Source organism: Streptomyces sp. NPDC055966 (assembly GCF_042269865.1).
Lineage (GTDB): Bacteria > Actinomycetota > Actinomycetes > Streptomycetales > Streptomycetaceae > Streptomyces.
In genome coordinates, this window is the sequence record NZ_JBHJYK010000001.1 from 18,483 (window position 1) to 34,751 (window position 16,269).

A 16,269-nucleotide genomic window follows, 5' to 3' on the forward strand; every position below is an offset into this window, starting at 1 on the left:
CCCGGCGAGGACGGTCGGGAGTAGGAGGAGCTGGATGTTCCAGAACGCCGACGAGGCCAAGAAGTTCATCGCGGACGAGGACGTCAAGTTCGTCGACGTCCGCTTCTGCGACCTGCCGGGCGTCATGCAGCACTTCACGGTGCCCGTCGAGGCGTTCGACCCCGACGAGGAGCTGGCCTTCGACGGATCGTCGATCCGTGGTTTCCAGGCCATCCACGAGTCCGACATGGCGCTGCGCGCCGACCTGTCCACGGCCCGGATCGACCCGTTCCGCCGGGACAAGACCCTCAACGTCAACTTCTTCATCCACGACCCGATCACGGGCGAGCAGTACTCCCGTGACCCGCGCAACGTGGCGAAGAAGGCCGAGGCCTACCTCGCGTCGACCGGCATCGCGGACACCGCGTACTTTGGTCCCGAGGCCGAGTTCTACGTCTTCGACAGCGTGCGCTTCGCCACCTCGGCGAACGAGTCCTTCTACCACATCGACTCCGAGGCGGGCGCCTGGAACACCGGCGCCGTCGAGAACAACCGCGGCTACAAGGTCCGCTACAAGGGCGGCTACTTCCCGGTCCCGCCGGTCGACCACTTCGCCGACCTGCGCGCCGAGATCTCCCTGGAGCTGGACCGGCAGGGCCTGAAGGTCGAGCGCCAGCACCACGAGGTGGGCACCGCCGGCCAGGCCGAGATCAACTACAAGTTCAACACGCTGCTCGCCGCCGCCGACGACCTCCAGCTCTTCAAGTACATCGTGAAGAACGTGGCCTGGCGCAACGGCAAGACCGCGACCTTCATGCCGAAGCCGATCTTCGGCGACAACGGCTCGGGCATGCACGTGCACCAGTCGCTGTGGAGCAACGGCGACCCGCTGTTCTACGACGAGGCCGGTTACGCGGGCCTGTCGGACACCGCCCGCTACTACATCGGCGGCATCCTCAAGCACGCCCCGTCGCTGCTGGCCTTCACCAACCCGACGGTGAACTCGTACCACCGTCTGGTGCCGGGCTTCGAGGCGCCGATCAACCTGGTGTACTCGCAGCGCAACCGCTCCGCGGCCATGCGCATCCCGATCACGGGCTCCAACCCGAAGGCCAAGCGCGTCGAGTTCCGCGCGCCCGACTCCTCCGGCAACCCGTACCTCGCCTTCTCGGCCCTGCTCCTCGCGGGTCTGGACGGCATCAAGAACAAGATCGAGCCGGCCGAGCCGATCGACAAGGACCTGTACGAGCTGGCTCCCGAGGAGCACGCGAACGTCGCCCAGGTCCCGACCTCCCTCCCGGCCGTCCTCGACTCGCTGGAGGCCGACCACGAGTTCCTCCTCCAGGGTGACGTCTTCACGCCGGACCTGATCGAGACGTGGATCGACCTCAAGCGCACCAACGAGATCGCGCCGCTCCAGCTGCGTCCGCACCCGCACGAGTTCGAGCTGTACTTCGACGTGTGACAGAGGGATCCCCCGGGATCAGCAGGCCCCTCGGCTCGTGCCGGGGGGCCTCGCTCATGTCCGGCCCGTGTGCCGGAAGCGGTTGCGGTACTCCGTCGGGGTCGTGTCCAGGCGGCGGCGGAACGCGCGGACGAGGGTGTCGACCGTCTGGAAGCCGCAGGCCGAGGCCACCCGGTCGAGGGTGTCGTCGGTGGACTCCAGGCGGCCCCGGGCCACCTGGACACGGGCGGACTCGATGTAGGCGGCCGGGGTCGTGTCCAGCTCGGACTTGAACAGCCGGGTCAGCTGGCGCTCGCTGACGTGCGCGTGGGCGGCGAGGTCGGCGACCGTGAGCCGGCCGGTGGCGTGCCGGTCGACGTACCGGCGCAGGTCGTCCATGCGGCGCGTGGTCGAGACGGGCTCGATCGGCACGCTGAACTGGCTCTGGCCGCCCGGCCGCTTCAGGTACATCACCAGTTGCCGGGCCACGCGCAGCGCGACGGCCTCGCCGAAGTCCTCGGCGACCAGCGCGAGGGTCAGATCGAGGCAGGCGGTGATGCCCGCGCCGGTCCACACCGTGCCGTCGCGCAGGAAGATCGGGTCGGCGTCGACCCGTACGGCCGGATGCTCGTCGGCCAGTTGCCGCGCGGTCGACCAGTGGGTCGTGGCCCGTCGGCCGTCGAGCAGTCCGGCGGCGGCGAGCAGATGCGCGCCCACGCAGACGGAGGCGACGCGCCGGGAGCGGCCGGCGAGCGTCCGTACCCAGCGGACCACGTTCTCGTCGGTCAGGGCCCGCACCCGGCGTCCCCCGTCGACCTCGACCGCGCCGGGCACCAGCAGGGTGTCGATGGTGCGCCGCGCGGCCTCCTCGCACGTGACGTCGGGCAGCACCCGCACCCCGGCCGACGTGGTGACCGGGTCCAGGGTCTCGGCGGCGAGGACGACCCGGCAGCCGGCCGCCTCGTCCGTCTCGCGGCGCAACAGCGCGAACACCTCCGGCGGGCCGGTGACGTCGAGCAGGTCGACGCCGTCGAAGAGCAGCACGACGATGACCCGCTCGACACCACCCATGCGGTCCCCCGCTCCCCTTCGACGCCAGCGATGTCCGAATCTGCAAGTTACCTGACATTGCCGCCATCCGGGAGCCGCTCATAGCGTGAGGGTCATGACTTCGACGACACTGCGTGACCTCAACGGCTTCGATCAGACCCCGGCCTCGCTCGCCGGTGCGACGCTGATCCTCATCGACTACCAGAACACGTACACCCGGGGCGTCATGGAGCTGGCGGGCTGGGAGGCCGCCCTCGACGCCGGGGCCGAACTGCTGGCGCGGGCCCGCTCGGCCGGGGCGAGGGTCGTGCACGTCGTCAACGACGGCGGCCCGGGGACGCCGTACGACATCCGGGCCGAGATCGGCGCGATCCATCCGCGGGTCGCGCCGGCCGAGGGCGAGCCGGTGGTGGTCAAGAAGACGCCGGACGCGTTCCGGGACACCGAGCTGGGCGCGCACGTGGACGCCGCCGGGCACCAGGACGTGATCCTCGCGGGCTTCATGACCCACATGTGCGTCGCCTTCACCGCCCAGGGCGCCTTCCTGCGCGGCAACCGCCCCACGGTCGTCGCCGACGCCTGTGCCACCCGCCCGCTCACCACCCCGGTCGCCGGGGTCGGGGCCGCCCAGCTCCACCACAGCGCGCTCGCCACGGTCGCGGACCTCTACGGCGTCGTCGTGCCGTCGGCCGCGTCGCTGGCCTGAGCGCAACCTTTTCCGCTTCCCAGGCTTCCTCCTTTCGGGGGATCATCCCTCCTGACCCTGACGGACGAGAGAGGTTGAACGGGGATGTCGCAACAGGACGACTGGGAGCGGGAGTTCGATCACCGGTGGGCGGAGTCCGCCGAGCACAAGGAGCCCTCGGCCCGGGCGCGGATGCTCGCCGCCCGCTGGAAGGAGAACCCGCCGGACCCGGCGCCCTTCCGCGCCGACCCGGACGGGGCGCCGCGCCGGGCGTCGTGGGCGTCGACGGCCGTGGTGGTCGGCTGTGTGGTCGTGGTGATGGCGTTGCTCGCGCTCGTGCAGTTCAGCTCCTCCTCGTAGGGGCAGAGCTCACTGCGCGTACCGGGAGGGGCGCTCACAGGTAGCCTTTGCCGCGCCTAGGGCCGTTCGGGACCGCTTCATGGCATTCGGCAGGTGCACACTGGACTGCGGGACGAGTGCGTGACTGCGGGGTGATGCAAGATGCAGAGCCGGTTCCGGAGCGACCGACGGCTGACCGTGCGCATGGGACTCACGATGTTCCTGCTCGGGCTGCTGTACGTGGGCTTCGTCGCGGCATTGATCGTGCTGCTGAGGTCCTGGGTGCTGGTCGTCGTCGTGGTCGGGGCGATGTTCGTGGCCCAGTTCTGGTTCTCCGACAAGATCGCCATGTTCGCGATGCGCGGTCGGGTCGTGGAGCGCGAGGAGTATCCCGAGTTGCACGCGGTCGTGGACCGGCTGTGCGCGATCGCGGACATGCCCAAGCCGGTCGTCGCCGTGTCCGAGATGGACATGCCGAACGCGTTCGCGACCGGGCGGAACCCCGATCACGCGGTGGTCTGCGTGACGACGGGCCTGCTGCGGCGGCTGGAGCCCGCCGAGCTGGAGGGCGTGCTGGCGCACGAGCTGTCGCACGTGGCGCACAAGGACGTCGCCGTGATCACGATCGCGTCCTTCCTCGGCGTGCTGGCCGGCCTGATCGTCCGGTTCGCCCTCTACTCGGGCCTCTTCGGCGGCCGCCGGGACCAGAACACGGCGGCCGTCATGGGCGCCGTGCTGGCCGTCTCGGTGGCGGTGTACGCGATCAGCTTCATGCTGATCCGGGCCCTGTCGCGGTACCGGGAACTGGCGGCGGACCGCGCGGCCGCGCATCTCACCGGCCGCCCCTCGGCCCTCGCCTCGGCGCTGACCAAGGTCTCCGGGGACATCGCCCGGATCCCGACCAAGGACCTGCGCACGGCCCAGGCGTTCAACGCGTTCTTCTTCACCCCGGCCAAGGGCAAGGAGCCGGGTCTGGAGCGGTTCTTCTCCACCCACCCGACCCTGGAGCAGCGCCTGGAGCAGCTGGGCCGGATCTCGGCGGAGCTGGGCGAGGCCACCACTCCCGGGAAGGCGGGCTGAGCATTGGGGCTGCTGGACATCCTGCTGGGCCGTACGAAACCGGTCGCGCCCGATCTGGATCAGCTCTTCGCGCTGCCCTCGGCGGCCGTGACCCTTGAGGCCGCGGCCGGTTTCACACCCACCGGGGGCGGGGCGGTGTGCTTCGCCACGGTGGAGGGGGCGGCCTTCGAGCAGACCCACCGGGAGGTGCAGGCGCTGCTGGACGCGGACACCGACCGCACGGGCCCGCCGGTGAAGCTGGAGCGGGACACGTACGGCTACTCGTGGCTGGTGTCCGAGCGGACCCCGGACCAGCTGGTGCAGCTGGTCAACGATCTGCACGCGGTGAACAGCGCGATGGAGGTCAACGGCTTCGGCCCGCAGCTGCTGTGCTCGCTGGCCGCGTTCCGGGACGACGCCGGCCGCACACTGGCGCTGGTCTACCTCTACAAGCGGGGCACGTTCTACCCCTTCGCTCCCGTCCCCGGCGGCGGGGAGCGGCGGGACAGCGCGCTGGAACTCCAGGTGAAGGCGGCCCTCGCGAACGACCTGCGTATCGAGCAGGATCTGAGCCGCTGGTTCCCGGTGTGGGGCGCCCCCGGCCTGTGACCGGGGGCGCCTGCGCTCACCTGCTCTTCTGCTTCTCCTGCCGGCGGGTCTCGAAGGGCCGCTCCCGGCGGTAGCGCCGCTCCCACCTGGCCTGCCGGTCCCGGCGGTCGCGGTAAGCGCGGTAGCTGTCGGGCGGGGTGCCCGTGCCGGTGGGCGGGGGCGGTCCGGGCGAACCGCGTCCTTGTCTCGCGAGTGCCGCGTACAGGTAGAGCAGCGCGACGGCGGCCAGCCACCAGAGATGGTTTCCGAATCCGAGGATCACCAGGACGAGGGTCCCGGTCGCGATGACGCCACGCATGACAGACCTCCGTGGGGTGAGTGTGGCGGGGGTGGGGTGTGTCGGCTTCGCGCCGTTTGTTCAGGGTAGGGAGCCCACGACCGTGCCCGCACCCCGTTTTCCGCCGCCGCGCGCCGGCACCCCCGGGCGGGCCACGGCGGTGCTGTTGCACGGTGCGGGAAACGGCAGCAAGGAGCGGCTCCTGCCGCTGCCCGACGCGTTCACGGGGCACGGCTGCCACGCCCTGGCCTTCGGCTTCCCGGGCCACGGCGACAGCACGGGCGCGCTCGCCGAGCTGAGCCTGCGGCGGCGGTCCGAGCAGGCGGTGGCGGTGCTCGACGCGCACGCTCCGGCGGACGACCCCTTGGTGCTGGTCGGGGTCGGCATGAGCGGCGAGGCGGTCGCCGATCTCGTACGGCACGACGGGCCGCGGGTGAGGGCCGTCGGCCTGTGCTCGCCCGCTGTCTACGCGCCCGAGGCCCGGGAGGTGCCGTTCGGGAACCGCCAGGGACGGTTCAGCGAGATCATCCGCGCGCCGGACAGCCGGCGGCGGTCGCGGGCGCTGGAGACGTACCGGGCGACGACGCGGTCGTCCCGCCGGCCGTGACCGAGGCCCTTCAGGACGCGCTGTCGGCACGCGCCCGCTGCTCCCGCTTCGAACTCCCGGACGCGGAGCACCGGTTGGGCCTGTGGTTCCGGGAGCATCCCGCGCGCTGGCGGGCGTTCGTGGAGCGGCTGCCGGCCGCGCCGGCGTCAGCGCGGACCGGGTGCCCGGCGATGGCGCGGGCACCCGGTGCGCGGTCGGGTACGGCCGGTCTCAGCGGTTGTAGCGCATGAACGCCCGGACCATGTGGCAGGTCGTGTCGGACGGCGGGCGCATGCCGATGTCCTCCGCCGTGGTGCGGATCGCGGCGTCGGAGGCCTGGGACGGGAGGTAGACGCCGGAGTCGAGCAGGGCTATGGCGAGGCGCATGGCCTTCAGCCGGCGGTTGTGCGTGACGTACCACTGGCGCGGCCGTCCGGCCGGCAGCGGGCGCTTCGTCACGGGCTGGACGGGCGAGTCGAACAGCACGGGGTGCTGGGCGGTGGACTGGGTCCGGGACGGCTTCGGCCTCAGGGCGGCAGCGGGCACAGGCATCCTCCTGTCGCGGTCAGGGCGCCTGCCGGACAGCCCGGCGGCACCCTCGAACACTGCCTCCAGTTTACTGCCGGGCACTGACATCGAGGGAGCCCGCGGAGCCCGGCAAACATCCAGGTGAACAAGGGAATTGTCGTTGTGTCACCCACGGTCTTCACGATGCATGTGGGGCGGCAGAAATTCGAACAGAGGGGGGATGGCATGAACGATCCGCACACCGCTCCGCCCGCGCCACGGCCCGTGGACATCCGCCCCCTGCGCCAGCACAAGCGCGCCTGGGCCGGCAGCGCCACCGGCAGCACCGGGACCTGCTCGATCGTCTCCGCCGCAGGCAACCGCTACGCGGCGGGCGAGTTCTGCCGCAACAGCGACCACGGGGCCGCGACGACCGACGCGAGCGGTACGCCCGTCACGTGCTCCCCCAGTGGCAGCCGCTGGCGCTGGACCGACCCCTGACCCGGGGCGCGTACCGTGTCCCCCATGGAAATCTGGACCAATCCGGCCTGCTCCAAGTGCCGCAGCGCCATCAGCCTGCTCGACGCCGAGGGGGCCGAGTACACCGTCCGGCGATACCTGGAGGACGTGCCCGGCACGGACGAGATCAGGGCCGTGCTCGACCGGCTGAACCTCGAACCGTGGGACATCACCCGCACCCAGGAGGCCGACGCCAAGGAACTGGGGCTCAAGGACTGGGCGAAGGACGCGAGCACGCGCGAGCGGTGGATCACCGCCCTCGCCGAGCACCCCCGGCTCATCCAGCGCCCGATCATCACCGCCGACGACGGAACGGCCCTGGTGGCCCGCACCGAGGACGCCGTACGCGAGGCCCTCTCCCACAGCAAGGGCTGAGCCGGGAGCAAGTCCCGTGTGGCGCAGGTCACTTCAGCGGCTCCCGTGGTCGCTGAGTCACCTCGTTCGGTATCTCGTACATAGCGACGTACGCTCCCCTACCTCTTACAGGAGGCGCGCATGTCGCGCAGGCGAACTCTCGGTCCGAAGAAGACGATCGCGCTGCTCGTCGGTGCCGCGGCGGTGGCGGGCGGTGGGGCCTTCGCGCTCGCCACCACGTCCAACGCCGCCCAGCCCGCGCAGAACGCGAAGACCCTGTCCGCCGGGAACTCGACCGTCTGCCAGGGGCTCGCCACGGCCCTCGGCAACAACGAACGGTTCATCGCCGGGCAGCAGGCCGCCCCGGACGCCCAGTCGGCGGCCCGGATCGCCAACCGGCAGGCGGTCATCGCGCAGATCAAGGTCCAGCAGAAGGCGGCCGGTTGCACCGTTGGGGAGTCGGCTCAGGGCTCCCAGTCGGCGCAGCAGGGCGCGGGTCAGCAGGGTGCGGGGCAGCAGGGCGCGGGTCAGCAGGGCGCGGGTCAGCAGGGTGCGGGTCAGCAGGGTGCGGGGCAGCAGTCCGGCGGTGCCCAGCCGAGCGCACAGCCCTCGCAGTCCGCCGCCGGCAGTGCCGGTGGTGCCGCCGCCTCCGGTCAGCAGGTCTGCAACGGCTCCACCGTCACGCTCTCCGGCGAGGGCGGCGCCCCGGCCGCGTCCAGCGACCGGTTCCCGGCGGGGACGACCCTGAAGGTCACCAACCTGGACAACAACAAGTCCACGACGGTGAAGGTCACCTCGGTCTCCGGCAGTTGTGTCCTGCTGAACAACGCGGCCTTCGAACAGGTCCGGGAATCGGGCAAGTTCCTCATCCGTCACGCGCTGATCGAGAAGGTGGGGTGAGGCCGGGGAGCATCAGTCGGCGGACAGGAACGCGGTGATACGGCCCGCCAGGCCGCCCGGCGCCGACTGGGGCAGCGCGTGATGGGAGACGCCCGGCAGGACCGCCGTCTCCACGCGCGGCAGCAGCTCGGCGGCCCCGGCCGCCACCTCGCGGGGGATGGGGGTCCCCCCGCTCAAGCGAAGTCGAGAGCGGGGGAGGGTCCTGCTGTTCGCGGCCACGAGCAGCAGGACCGGCGTCCTGAGCGCGCGCAGCGCGTCCGGCGCCGGGCGCGGCCCCGTGACCGGCCTGCGGGCCGGGAAGCCCGCACCCGCCTCCTGGAGGGCGAGCCAGTCCGGGTCGGGCGGCGCCCCCGCTCCGGTCTCCCACTCCAGGAAGGCCCGGACCCGGCGGGGTGAGGGCCGCAGCAGCATCGGCAGGGCGTGCAGCAGGTACGCCGCCTTGAACCCGGCGAAACACTGGGTCGGGTCCAGGAGGAACAGGCGGCGTACCCGGCCGGGCGCCCGCAGGGTGTGGTGCAGGGCGATCCAGCCGCCGTACGAGTGCGCGCCCAGGTCGGCCTCGTCGGCGCCCAGGCCGTCGAGCAGGGCGTCCAGCCAGGCGGACAGGTCGGCGACCGTACGGGGGTGACGGTCGGCGGCCGGGACGCTCAGGCCGGGGGCACCGATCAGGTCGGCGGCGTACACCCGGCGGACGCGGGCGAGGGCTGCGGCCTGGCCGTACCAGGAGACGGAGGTGGCCGCCCCGCCGCCCGGGAGCAGGAGCAGCGGGGGTGCGTCGCGCGGGCCGCAGGCGTTGACGCGGGTGTCCCCGAAGGGGGTGCGGACGGTCAGCGCCTCGCGGTCGGCGGGCCACTTGGCCAGCACCCTGTCGTACGCGTCCCGGAAGTCCACCGCCGCACGGTAGCGCCTCACCGCGTGAGACGCACCACAGAAACATCAGGTAACACGGGGTTCACACAAGGGCAACGGACGAGAAATCGCCTGTTGCGAGGCTGCCCGCCAGATCGACGCGGCGCCCCGGTGCCGTGGCGCCGCAGCAACCCGCAGCACCGCAGCACCGCAGCACCCGCGACAAGTGCGCCCGACCCACCCGAAGGAAGTGGCCCCGTGACCTTCAAGGCCGAGTACATCTGGATCGACGGCACCGCCCCGACGGCGAAGCTCCGTTCCAAGACGAAGATCATCGCGGGTTCTCCGGCCGGTCTCGACGCGCTGCCGATCTGGGGCTTCGACGGCTCCTCCACCAACCAGGCCGAGGGCCACGCCTCGGACCGCGTGCTCAAGCCGGTCTTCACCTGCCCGGACCCGATCCGCGGCGGCGAGGACATCCTGGTGCTGTGCGAGGTCCTCGACACCGACATGACGCCGCACGTGTCCAACACCCGTGCCGCGCTCACCGAGGTCTCCGAGCGGTTCGCCGCGCAGGAGCCGGTCTTCGGCATCGAGCAGGAGTACACCTTCTTCGACGGCACCCGCCCGCTCGGCTTCCCCGAGAACGGCTTTCCGGCCCCGCAGGGCGGCTACTACTGCGGCGTCGGCGCCGACGAGATCTTCGGCCGCGACGTCGTCGAGGCCCACCTGGAGAACTGCCTGAAGGCCGGTCTCGGCATCTCCGGCATCAACGCCGAGGTCATGCCGGGCCAGTGGGAGTTCCAGGTCGGCCCGCTCGCCCCGCTGGAGGTGTCCGACCAGCTGTGGGTGGCCCGCTGGCTGCTGTACCGCACCGCCGAGGACTTCGGCGTCTCCGCGACCCTCGACCCGAAGCCGGTCAAGGGCGACTGGAACGGCGCGGGCGCGCACACCAACTTCTCCACGAAGGCGATGCGTGAGGGATACGACGCGATCATCACCGCGTGCGAGTCGCTCGGCGAGGGCTCCAAGCCGCTGGACCACGTCAAGAACTACGGCGCCGGCATCGACGAGCGCCTGACCGGCCTGCACGAGACCGCCCCGTGGGACGAGTACTCGTACGGCGTCTCCGACCGCGGCGCCTCGGTCCGTATCCCGTGGCAGGTCGAGAAGGACGGCAAGGGCTACATCGAGGACCGCCGCCCGAACGCCAACGTCGACCCGTACGTGGTGACCCGCCTGCTCGTGGACACCTGCTGCTCCGCCCTGGAGAAGGCCGGCCAGGTCTGATCCCTCCCTCCACGCACCCAGGGGCGCCCGCCATTCCGGCGGGCGCCCCTGCGGCGTATCACGCACGGGCCGGCGTCAACTTCCCGCCAAGGAAGCGTCCAAGCAGTGAGAGGAGGGTCCTCGTCGGCGGCCGCGTCTGCTTCAATGGGCGCATGGCCAGTTCCCAGAAGTGCACCGCGACAGGTCGCCATGACCTTGAGCCCTTCTGGCCTTCCCGTCAGCACCACGACTTCGACCGGGTGTGTTGTCGCGCGACCGACGCGCGGGCCCTGTAGAGCCGTAACCCCCGGCCTTCCGGCCAGCGCGAAACGACGTACGTCCCGCCGGCGCGCCCGACCACGAATCGCGGCCGTCGCCCTTCCCGACGAACCTCTCGCGCGAAAGAGCTGACCTCTCATGGCGACCACTCGTTCCCTCTCGTCCGCCACCTCCCTCACCGCTCCCGCCCGGCACCGGCTGCGCGCCGTCGACCGGGACGAGGTGATCGAGGTCCCGGACTTCCTGCCGCCCGGCGCCACCTGGCTGCCCGCGCCGCAGCACACCCTGCCCACCCTGCCCGGCCAGCCGCCGATGGTCGGGTACCTGGTGCTGGTCCCGGCCGACCAGCGGCCGCCGTTCCTGCCGGTCGCGCTGCCGGAGCAGCCGGCCGAGACCGAGCAAGCCGAGGCCGGACGCGGCGAGACCGGGCCCGGCGCCGAGCAGGTGGTGCGGATCGACCCCGTGCAGCGCACCGCCGACGTCGCGGGCCGCGAACTCGACCTGACCTACCTAGAGTTCGAGCTGCTGGCCCACCTGGTGGCCCACCCGCACCGGGTACACACCCGCGACCAGCTGGTCACCACGGTGTGGGGCTACGGCCACGTCGGCGACGGCCGCACCGTCGACGTGCACATCGCCCGGCTGCGCCGCAAGCTGGGCGCGCAGTACCGGCAGACGATCCAGACGGTGCGCCGGGTCGGCTACAAGTACACCCCGCCGACCGGCCACTGACTCTCCCCCGGCTCTGCCCTCGGCAGAGTCCCGTACCGCCGCCCGCCCGGAGCGGGCACGATCAGCGGCATGAGACTTCTGGTGCTGGGCGGTACGGAGTTCGTGGGACGGGCGGTGGCCGAGGCCGCCGTGGCGCGCGGCTGGGAGGTGACCGTCTTCCACCGGGGACGGCACGAACCGCCGTCCGGGGTGCGGTCGTTGCACGGCGACCGCACCGCTCCCGACGGCCTCGCGGCCCTCGCCGCCGAACCGGGCGGCTGGGACGCGGTCGTCGACACCTGGTCGGCGCAGCCGCGTGCCGTGCTCACGGCGGCACGACTGCTGCGGGGCCGTGCCGCGCGGTACGCGTACGTCTCCAGCCGGTCGGTGTACGCCTGGCCCTGGCCCACCACGGGCGGGCCCGGCGCGGCGGTGGTCGAGGGCGCCACCGCCGACGCGGGGCCGACGGACTACGCCCGGGACAAGCGGGGCGGCGAGCTGGCCGCCGCCGAGGCCTTCGGCGCGGACGCCTCGCTGCTGGTGCGGGCCGGGCTGATCCTCGGCCCGTACGAGAACGTCGGCCGGCTGCCCTGGTGGCTGAACCGGATCGCGCGCGGCGGCCCCGTCCTGGCCCCCGGCCCGCGCGAGCTGCCGGTGCAGTTCATCGACGCCCGCGACCTGGCCGGCTGGCTCCTCGCCGCGCTCCGGCAGGGGTTGAGCGGGCCGTACGACCTGATCGGCCCGCCGGGGCACACCACCATGGGCGAGCTGCTCGACAGCTGTGTCCGGGTCACGGGCGCGGACGCCGAGCTGCGCTGGACCGACCCGGAGACGATCCTGGCCGCCGGGATCGAGCCCTGGACCCAGCTGCCGGTGTGGGTGCCGCCGGAGAGCGAGCTGTACGCCGCCGCCCACCGCACGGACGTCTCCCGGGCGCTGGCCACCGGTCTCGTCTGCCGGCCGGCCGCCGAGACCGTCGCCGACACCTGGCGGTGGCTGACGGCGATCGGCGGCGTGGCGCCGGTCCGGCCGGACCGCACGGGCAACGGCCTCGATCCGCAGACGGAGGCGAAGGTGCTGGCCGCGGCCGGGGGTGTACCTGGCACCACCCCCGAGGAGGGGACTTCGGGCGACTGACTGAGGCAGGGGTCTCGGCGACACTGGTGCCATGAACACCGACATCAGTCACGGCACGTTCCGGGAGCGGACACGCGGGGTCCTGCTGGCCGCCGTTCAGGGCCTGACGCTGGCCGTGACCGTGCTGCCCCTCGGTGTGGCGTTCCTCGTCCTGACGCTCCTCTCCGTCGCCTTCGTCCCGCTCGGCATCGGGCTGTTCACGACTCCCGTGGTCCTGACCGGGGTGCGCGCGCTGGCGGACGTGCACCGCAGGCTCGCGGAGCAGTGGTGCGGGATACTGGTCCCGGCCGTCTACCGGCCCGTCCCGGCCGGGACCCGGCCGTGGACCCGCACCTTCCGGCTGCTGGCCGACCCGCAGGTCCGGCGCGACGTGCTGTGGCTGCCGGTGCTCTTCACGGCGGGCTTCGTCACCGCGCTGCTGCCGGCCCTGCTGGTGTTCTACCCGGTCGAGGGGCTCCTGCTGCCGGCCGGGCTGTGGCGGGCGTACGTGCCGGCCGACGGGACCCCCTACTGGTACGCCTTCGTGCCGGTCACCGGCCTGACCAGCGCGTTCGGCGCGGCCGTACTCGCCGCCCTGCTCCTCGTCGCCGCCTACCGGTACACCCCGCGCACGCTGACGGCCCACTTCCGGCTGGCCCGGGCGGTGCTCGGCGGCGACGCCGAACTCGCCGAGCGGGTACGGGTGTTGACCGAGACGCGGCGGGACGCCGTGGACACCTCCGCCGCCGAGCTGCGCCGCATCGAGCGCGACCTGCACGACGGCGCCCAGGCCCGGCTGGTCGCCATGGGCATGGACCTCGGCACGATCGAGATGCTGGTGGAGCACGACCCGGCGCAGGCCAAGCAGTTGCTCGCGCAGGCCCGCAGGAACTCCGCCGAGGCCCTGGAGGAGCTGCGCGACCTGGTGCGCGGCATCCATCCGCCGGTCCTCGCCGAGCGCGGACTCGGCGACGCGGTACGGGCGCTGGCGCTGCGGCTGCCGCTGCCGGCCGAGGTGGCCGTGGAGCTGCCGGGCCGCGCGGACGCCCCGGTGGAGTCGGCGGCCTACTTCGCGGTGAGCGAGGTGCTCACCAACGCCGTCAAGCACTCCGGCGCCGACCGGATCTGGGCCGACCTGCACCACACCGACGGCCGGCTGCGGATCACGGTCACCGACAACGGCCGGGGCGGGGCGGCGATCGGCGCCGGTTCGGGGCTCGCCGGGGTCGAGCGCAGGCTCGGTACATTCGACGGCGTCCTGGCCGTCAGCAGCCCCGCCGGCGGCCCCACCATGGTGACCATGGAGATCCCGTGCGTGTTGTCCTAGCCGAAGACCTCTTCCTGCTGCGCGACGGGCTCGTCCGGATGCTGACGGCCTTCGGCTTCGAGATCGCGGCCGCCGTCGAGACCGGCCCCGAACTCACCCGCGCGCTGGCCGAGTCGGAGCCGGACATCGCCGTGGTCGACGTCCGGCTGCCGCCCACGCACACCGACGAGGGGCTCCAGTGCGCGCTCGCCGCCCGCAGGGCGCGGCCCGGGCTGCCGGTGCTGGTGCTCTCCCAGCACGTGGAGCAGCTGTACGCGCGTGAGCTGCTCGCGGACGGCACCGGCGGGATCGGCTATCTGCTGAAGGACCGGGTGTTCGACGCCGAGCAGTTCATCGACGCGGTACGCCGGGTCGCGGCCGGCGGTACGGCGATGGACCCGCAGGTGATCCAGCAGCTGCTGGCCCGCCGCTCCGCCGAGGACCGGCCGCTCGCCCGGCTCACCCCGCGCGAGCGGGAGGTGCTGGAGCTGATGGCGCAGGGCCGGTCGAACGCGGGCATCGCCGCCCAGCTCGTGGTGACGGAACGGGCCATCGCCAAACACACCTCCAACATCTTCGCCAAACTGGGACTTGAGGTGTCGGACGACGACAACCGGCGCGTGCTGGCGGTGCTCGCCCACCTCGACCAGGACCGCTGACGCGACCGGAGCCGACGTCTGCGACCTGCCAACTCACCTGTTTCTACGAGGAATTTGTGAGACCGGTGAACACCTCTGGGGCGGCGTCCGTACACAAGGGCGCCGCTTCACTCCTGTCGGGCGCCTCGATGCTGCCCCGCAAGGAAGTCAGAGGAGTTCCATGGGACGCAACATACGAAAACGCCGTACGCCGCTGGCCACCAAGGCCCTTGCCGGGGCGGCGGCCCTAGCGCTCGGTGGGGGCGGGCTGATCTGGGCGAACTTCTATGCCTCCGCGCATGAGTCGAACAACCAGACATGGGGAGGCAACCAGACGAAGGCCGCGACGGCGCAGGTCGCGACCATCTCCTGCCCGGACGTCGGCCAGAAGCTGACGAACGTGCCCTGGCGGGCCCGTCAGGGCGTGGCGACCGAGCTGGCCACCCTCGACAAGCAGATCACCGAGGCGTACAACCGGCTCGCCTCCACCCGGCAGGCGCAGACGAACGACCCGAGCTTCGTGCAGAACGCGATCGTCGGTCCGCTCAAGGACAAGCGCGCGGCGACGATCGACCGGATCCGGATCGACATCCAGCGGGTCGGCGGGCAGTTCAACACCGCGCTGTCCCAGCTCGCCGCCTGCACGACGCAGTCCGCCAACCAGACCGACGCCGGCGGCCAGAACAACGGCCAGACCGGCGGTCAGCAGAACAACGGCGGACAGCAGAACAACAACGGCGGCCAACAGCAGGGCGGTCAGCAGCAGGGCGGCCAACAGCAGGGCAACAACGGCGGGCAGGGCGGTGACGGCCCGGCCGCGGCGGACTTCGTGGACATCACGAAGGTGGCGCCCAACGTCCAGGGCAAGCCGGCCAAGCTGCAGAACGCCTCGACGGGCACGTTCATCACGCGCTGCGGCGTGAACGCGAACCAGAACCACAACAGCGACAACGTGATCGTCGCGCCCGGTGTGACCAACGGCGCCCACCACGTGCACGACTACGTGGGCAACCAGAAGGTCAACGCGTTCTCCAGCAACCAGACCTTCCTGCAGGGCGGCACCAGCTGCCAGAACCGCAACGACCTGTCGGCGTACTACTGGCCGGTCATCCGCGAGCAGGACGGCACGCAGGAGAAGGACGCGAACGCCGACGGCGGCGGCAAGGACCTCAACGTCGGCAAGATCCTGGTCGCCCAGCAGGCGCAGATCAAGTACGTCGGCTCGCCGGCGAGCAAGGTCGTCGCGATGCCGCAGTTCCTGCGGATCATCACCGGTGACGCCAAGGCCTTCGTCAACGGCCCGGCCAACGCCAACGCGCACTGGAGCTGCACCGGCTTCGAGAACAAGGTGCAGCTGACGGACAAGTACCCGATCTGTCCGCAGGGCAGCCAGGTGGTGCGCTCGTTCGCCTTCCAGAGCTGCTGGGACGGCCAGAACATCGACAGCGCCAACCACCGCACGCACGTGGCCTTCGCCGATCCCGCGAGCGGGGTCTGCCCGAACGGCTTCAAGGCGATCCCGCAGCTGACGATGCGCCTGGTCTACAACGTGCCGCAGCCGGTCATCCAGGCGAACGGCACGGTGAAGAACGCCTACGCGGTCGACGGCTTCCCGGAGGAGCTGCACAAGGCGATCACCGACCACGACGACTTCATCAGCGTCACGACCGGCGGTCTGGCCAACAAGATCGCCAACTGCCTCAACAGCGGCCGGAACTGCGCGTGATGCCGCACGTGAAACCCTGACACGGGCCACACGACGAGGCCGGTGACGGAGCCCCCCTCCCGTCACC

The 16,269-nt window shown here is 71.8% G+C and carries 20 protein-coding genes; 16 read left to right on the forward strand and 4 right to left on the reverse strand.

Annotated elements, in window-relative coordinates; all coding sequences use genetic code 11:
- Positions 1-34: 34 nt before the first annotated feature.
- On the forward strand, positions 35-1,444 hold the full coding sequence (gene glnA / locus ACFC8N_RS00095) for a type I glutamate--ammonia ligase (protein WP_071382506.1): 1,410 nt from the start codon (positions 35-37) through the stop codon (positions 1,442-1,444).
- Positions 1,445-1,498: 54 nt separating this feature from the next.
- Here the strand turns inward: glnA and ACFC8N_RS00100 are convergent, their stop codons facing one another.
- Positions 1,499-2,494 (reverse strand): GlxA family transcriptional regulator, encoded by a 996-nt coding sequence (locus ACFC8N_RS00100; RefSeq protein ID WP_376284910.1) that lies wholly within the window; start codon positions 2,492-2,494, stop codon positions 1,499-1,501.
- 94 nt (positions 2,495-2,588) lie between these two features.
- Here ACFC8N_RS00100 and ACFC8N_RS00105 point away from each other — a divergent pair, with 94 nt between their 5' ends.
- The 4 genes from ACFC8N_RS00105 to ACFC8N_RS00120 all read left to right on the forward strand — a co-directional run bounded on the left by ACFC8N_RS00105 (position 2,589) and on the right by ACFC8N_RS00120 (position 5,165).
- The gene (locus ACFC8N_RS00105; protein ID WP_376284913.1) at positions 2,589-3,179 is read left to right on the forward strand and encodes a cysteine hydrolase family protein; all 591 of its coding nucleotides are present in this window, start codon (positions 2,589-2,591) and stop codon (positions 3,177-3,179) included.
- Between the two features lie 84 nt (positions 3,180-3,263).
- On the forward strand, positions 3,264-3,518 hold the full coding sequence (locus ACFC8N_RS00110; protein ID WP_356020778.1) for a hypothetical protein: 255 nt from the start codon (positions 3,264-3,266) through the stop codon (positions 3,516-3,518).
- 141 nt (positions 3,519-3,659) lie between these two features.
- Positions 3,660-4,577 (forward strand): zinc metalloprotease HtpX, encoded by a 918-nt coding sequence (gene htpX / locus ACFC8N_RS00115; RefSeq protein ID WP_362820540.1) that lies wholly within the window; start codon positions 3,660-3,662, stop codon positions 4,575-4,577.
- A gap of 3 nt (positions 4,578-4,580) precedes the next feature.
- Positions 4,581-5,165, forward strand: a complete 585-nt coding sequence (locus ACFC8N_RS00120) for a hypothetical protein (protein WP_356020775.1) — start codon at positions 4,581-4,583, stop codon at positions 5,163-5,165.
- 16 nt (positions 5,166-5,181) lie between these two features.
- Here ACFC8N_RS00120 and ACFC8N_RS00125 read toward each other — a convergent pair whose 3' ends face one another.
- Entirely contained in the window at positions 5,182-5,463 is a 282-nt protein-coding gene (locus ACFC8N_RS00125) for a hypothetical protein (protein ID WP_376284917.1), read from the reverse strand.
- A gap of 82 nt (positions 5,464-5,545) precedes the next feature.
- Here ACFC8N_RS00125 and ACFC8N_RS00130 point away from each other — a divergent pair, with 82 nt between their 5' ends.
- Together ACFC8N_RS00130 and ACFC8N_RS00135 are read left to right on the forward strand one after the other, a co-directional pair.
- Positions 5,546-6,049 carry an alpha/beta fold hydrolase gene (locus ACFC8N_RS00130; protein WP_362820539.1) on the forward strand — a complete coding sequence of 168 codons (504 nt, stop codon included), beginning with the start codon at positions 5,546-5,548 and terminating at the stop codon, positions 6,047-6,049.
- Complete coding sequence (locus ACFC8N_RS00135; protein ID WP_356020768.1) at positions 6,046-6,279, forward strand: hypothetical protein; 234 nt, start codon at positions 6,046-6,048, stop codon at positions 6,277-6,279. The genes ACFC8N_RS00130 and ACFC8N_RS00135 overlap by 4 nt, the downstream gene beginning before the upstream one ends.
- On the opposite strand, the gene ACFC8N_RS00140 is transcribed toward ACFC8N_RS00135, so the two are convergent.
- Positions 6,260-6,574: a hypothetical protein gene (locus ACFC8N_RS00140; protein ID WP_356020766.1), complete on the reverse strand. Its 315-nt coding sequence runs from the start codon at positions 6,572-6,574 to the stop codon at positions 6,260-6,262. The genes ACFC8N_RS00135 and ACFC8N_RS00140 overlap by 20 nt on opposite strands.
- A gap of 207 nt (positions 6,575-6,781) precedes the next feature.
- Between ACFC8N_RS00140 and ACFC8N_RS00145 the strand changes: the two genes are divergently transcribed.
- From ACFC8N_RS00145 to ACFC8N_RS00155, 3 genes are all read left to right on the forward strand, one after another.
- Positions 6,782-7,036, forward strand: coding sequence for a hypothetical protein (locus ACFC8N_RS00145; RefSeq protein ID WP_376284922.1), 255 nt, complete (start codon positions 6,782-6,784; stop codon positions 7,034-7,036).
- A gap of 24 nt (positions 7,037-7,060) precedes the next feature.
- Positions 7,061-7,429, forward strand: coding sequence for an ArsC/Spx/MgsR family protein (locus ACFC8N_RS00150; RefSeq protein ID WP_376284925.1), 369 nt, complete (start codon positions 7,061-7,063; stop codon positions 7,427-7,429).
- 120 nt (positions 7,430-7,549) lie between these two features.
- On the forward strand, positions 7,550-8,308 hold the full coding sequence (locus tag ACFC8N_RS00155; protein WP_376284928.1) for a hypothetical protein: 759 nt from the start codon (positions 7,550-7,552) through the stop codon (positions 8,306-8,308).
- Positions 8,309-8,320: 12 nt separating this feature from the next.
- Here the strand turns inward: ACFC8N_RS00155 and ACFC8N_RS00160 are convergent, their stop codons facing one another.
- Positions 8,321-9,199 (reverse strand): alpha/beta fold hydrolase, encoded by an 879-nt coding sequence (locus ACFC8N_RS00160; RefSeq protein ID WP_376284931.1) that lies wholly within the window; start codon positions 9,197-9,199, stop codon positions 8,321-8,323.
- 216 nt (positions 9,200-9,415) lie between these two features.
- Between ACFC8N_RS00160 and glnII the strand changes: the two genes are divergently transcribed.
- The 6 genes from glnII to ACFC8N_RS00190 all read left to right on the forward strand — a co-directional run bounded on the left by glnII (position 9,416) and on the right by ACFC8N_RS00190 (position 16,202).
- Positions 9,416-10,447: a glutamine synthetase gene (gene glnII, locus ACFC8N_RS00165; RefSeq protein ID WP_376284934.1), complete on the forward strand. Its 1,032-nt coding sequence runs from the start codon at positions 9,416-9,418 to the stop codon at positions 10,445-10,447.
- 396 nt (positions 10,448-10,843) lie between these two features.
- A complete protein-coding gene (locus ACFC8N_RS00170) occupies positions 10,844-11,437 on the forward strand; it encodes a winged helix-turn-helix domain-containing protein (RefSeq protein WP_356020755.1) in 594 nt (197 codons plus the stop codon).
- Positions 11,438-11,506: 69 nt separating this feature from the next.
- A complete protein-coding gene (locus tag ACFC8N_RS00175) occupies positions 11,507-12,553 on the forward strand; it encodes an NAD-dependent epimerase/dehydratase family protein (RefSeq protein WP_376284937.1) in 1,047 nt (348 codons plus the stop codon).
- Positions 12,554-12,584: 31 nt separating this feature from the next.
- Positions 12,585-13,859 (forward strand): sensor domain-containing protein, encoded by a 1,275-nt coding sequence (locus ACFC8N_RS00180; RefSeq protein WP_356020752.1) that lies wholly within the window; start codon positions 12,585-12,587, stop codon positions 13,857-13,859.
- Positions 13,844-14,497, forward strand: coding sequence for a response regulator transcription factor (locus ACFC8N_RS00185; RefSeq protein WP_356020749.1), 654 nt, complete (start codon positions 13,844-13,846; stop codon positions 14,495-14,497). The genes ACFC8N_RS00180 and ACFC8N_RS00185 overlap by 16 nt, the downstream gene beginning before the upstream one ends.
- A gap of 160 nt (positions 14,498-14,657) precedes the next feature.
- Positions 14,658-16,202, forward strand: coding sequence for a DUF1996 domain-containing protein (locus ACFC8N_RS00190; protein WP_376284941.1), 1,545 nt, complete (start codon positions 14,658-14,660; stop codon positions 16,200-16,202).
- Positions 16,203-16,269: the final 67 nt, after the last annotated feature.

What these genes read in the sequence shown, in the direction of transcription:
- glnA (WP_071382506.1), top strand. Translation starts at nt 35, where the DNA reads ATGTTCCAGAACGCCGACGAGGCCAAGAAGTTCATCGCGGACGAGGAC.
- ACFC8N_RS00100 (WP_376284910.1), bottom strand. Translation starts at nt 2,494, where the DNA reads ATGGGTGGTGTCGAGCGGGTCATCGTCGTGCTGCTCTTCGACGGCGTC.
- ACFC8N_RS00105 (WP_376284913.1), top strand. Translation starts at nt 2,589, where the DNA reads ATGACTTCGACGACACTGCGTGACCTCAACGGCTTCGATCAGACCCCG.
- ACFC8N_RS00110 (WP_356020778.1), top strand. Translation starts at nt 3,264, where the DNA reads ATGTCGCAACAGGACGACTGGGAGCGGGAGTTCGATCACCGGTGGGCG.
- htpX (WP_362820540.1), top strand. Translation starts at nt 3,660, where the DNA reads ATGCAGAGCCGGTTCCGGAGCGACCGACGGCTGACCGTGCGCATGGGA.
- ACFC8N_RS00125 (WP_376284917.1), bottom strand. Translation starts at nt 5,463, where the DNA reads ATGCGTGGCGTCATCGCGACCGGGACCCTCGTCCTGGTGATCCTCGGA.
- ACFC8N_RS00145 (WP_376284922.1), top strand. Translation starts at nt 6,782, where the DNA reads ATGAACGATCCGCACACCGCTCCGCCCGCGCCACGGCCCGTGGACATC.
- ACFC8N_RS00150 (WP_376284925.1), top strand. Translation starts at nt 7,061, where the DNA reads ATGGAAATCTGGACCAATCCGGCCTGCTCCAAGTGCCGCAGCGCCATC.
- ACFC8N_RS00155 (WP_376284928.1), top strand. Translation starts at nt 7,550, where the DNA reads ATGTCGCGCAGGCGAACTCTCGGTCCGAAGAAGACGATCGCGCTGCTC.
- ACFC8N_RS00170 (WP_356020755.1), top strand. Translation starts at nt 10,844, where the DNA reads ATGGCGACCACTCGTTCCCTCTCGTCCGCCACCTCCCTCACCGCTCCC.
- ACFC8N_RS00175 (WP_376284937.1), top strand. Translation starts at nt 11,507, where the DNA reads ATGAGACTTCTGGTGCTGGGCGGTACGGAGTTCGTGGGACGGGCGGTG.
- ACFC8N_RS00180 (WP_356020752.1), top strand. Translation starts at nt 12,585, where the DNA reads ATGAACACCGACATCAGTCACGGCACGTTCCGGGAGCGGACACGCGGG.
- ACFC8N_RS00190 (WP_376284941.1), top strand. Translation starts at nt 14,658, where the DNA reads ATGGGACGCAACATACGAAAACGCCGTACGCCGCTGGCCACCAAGGCC.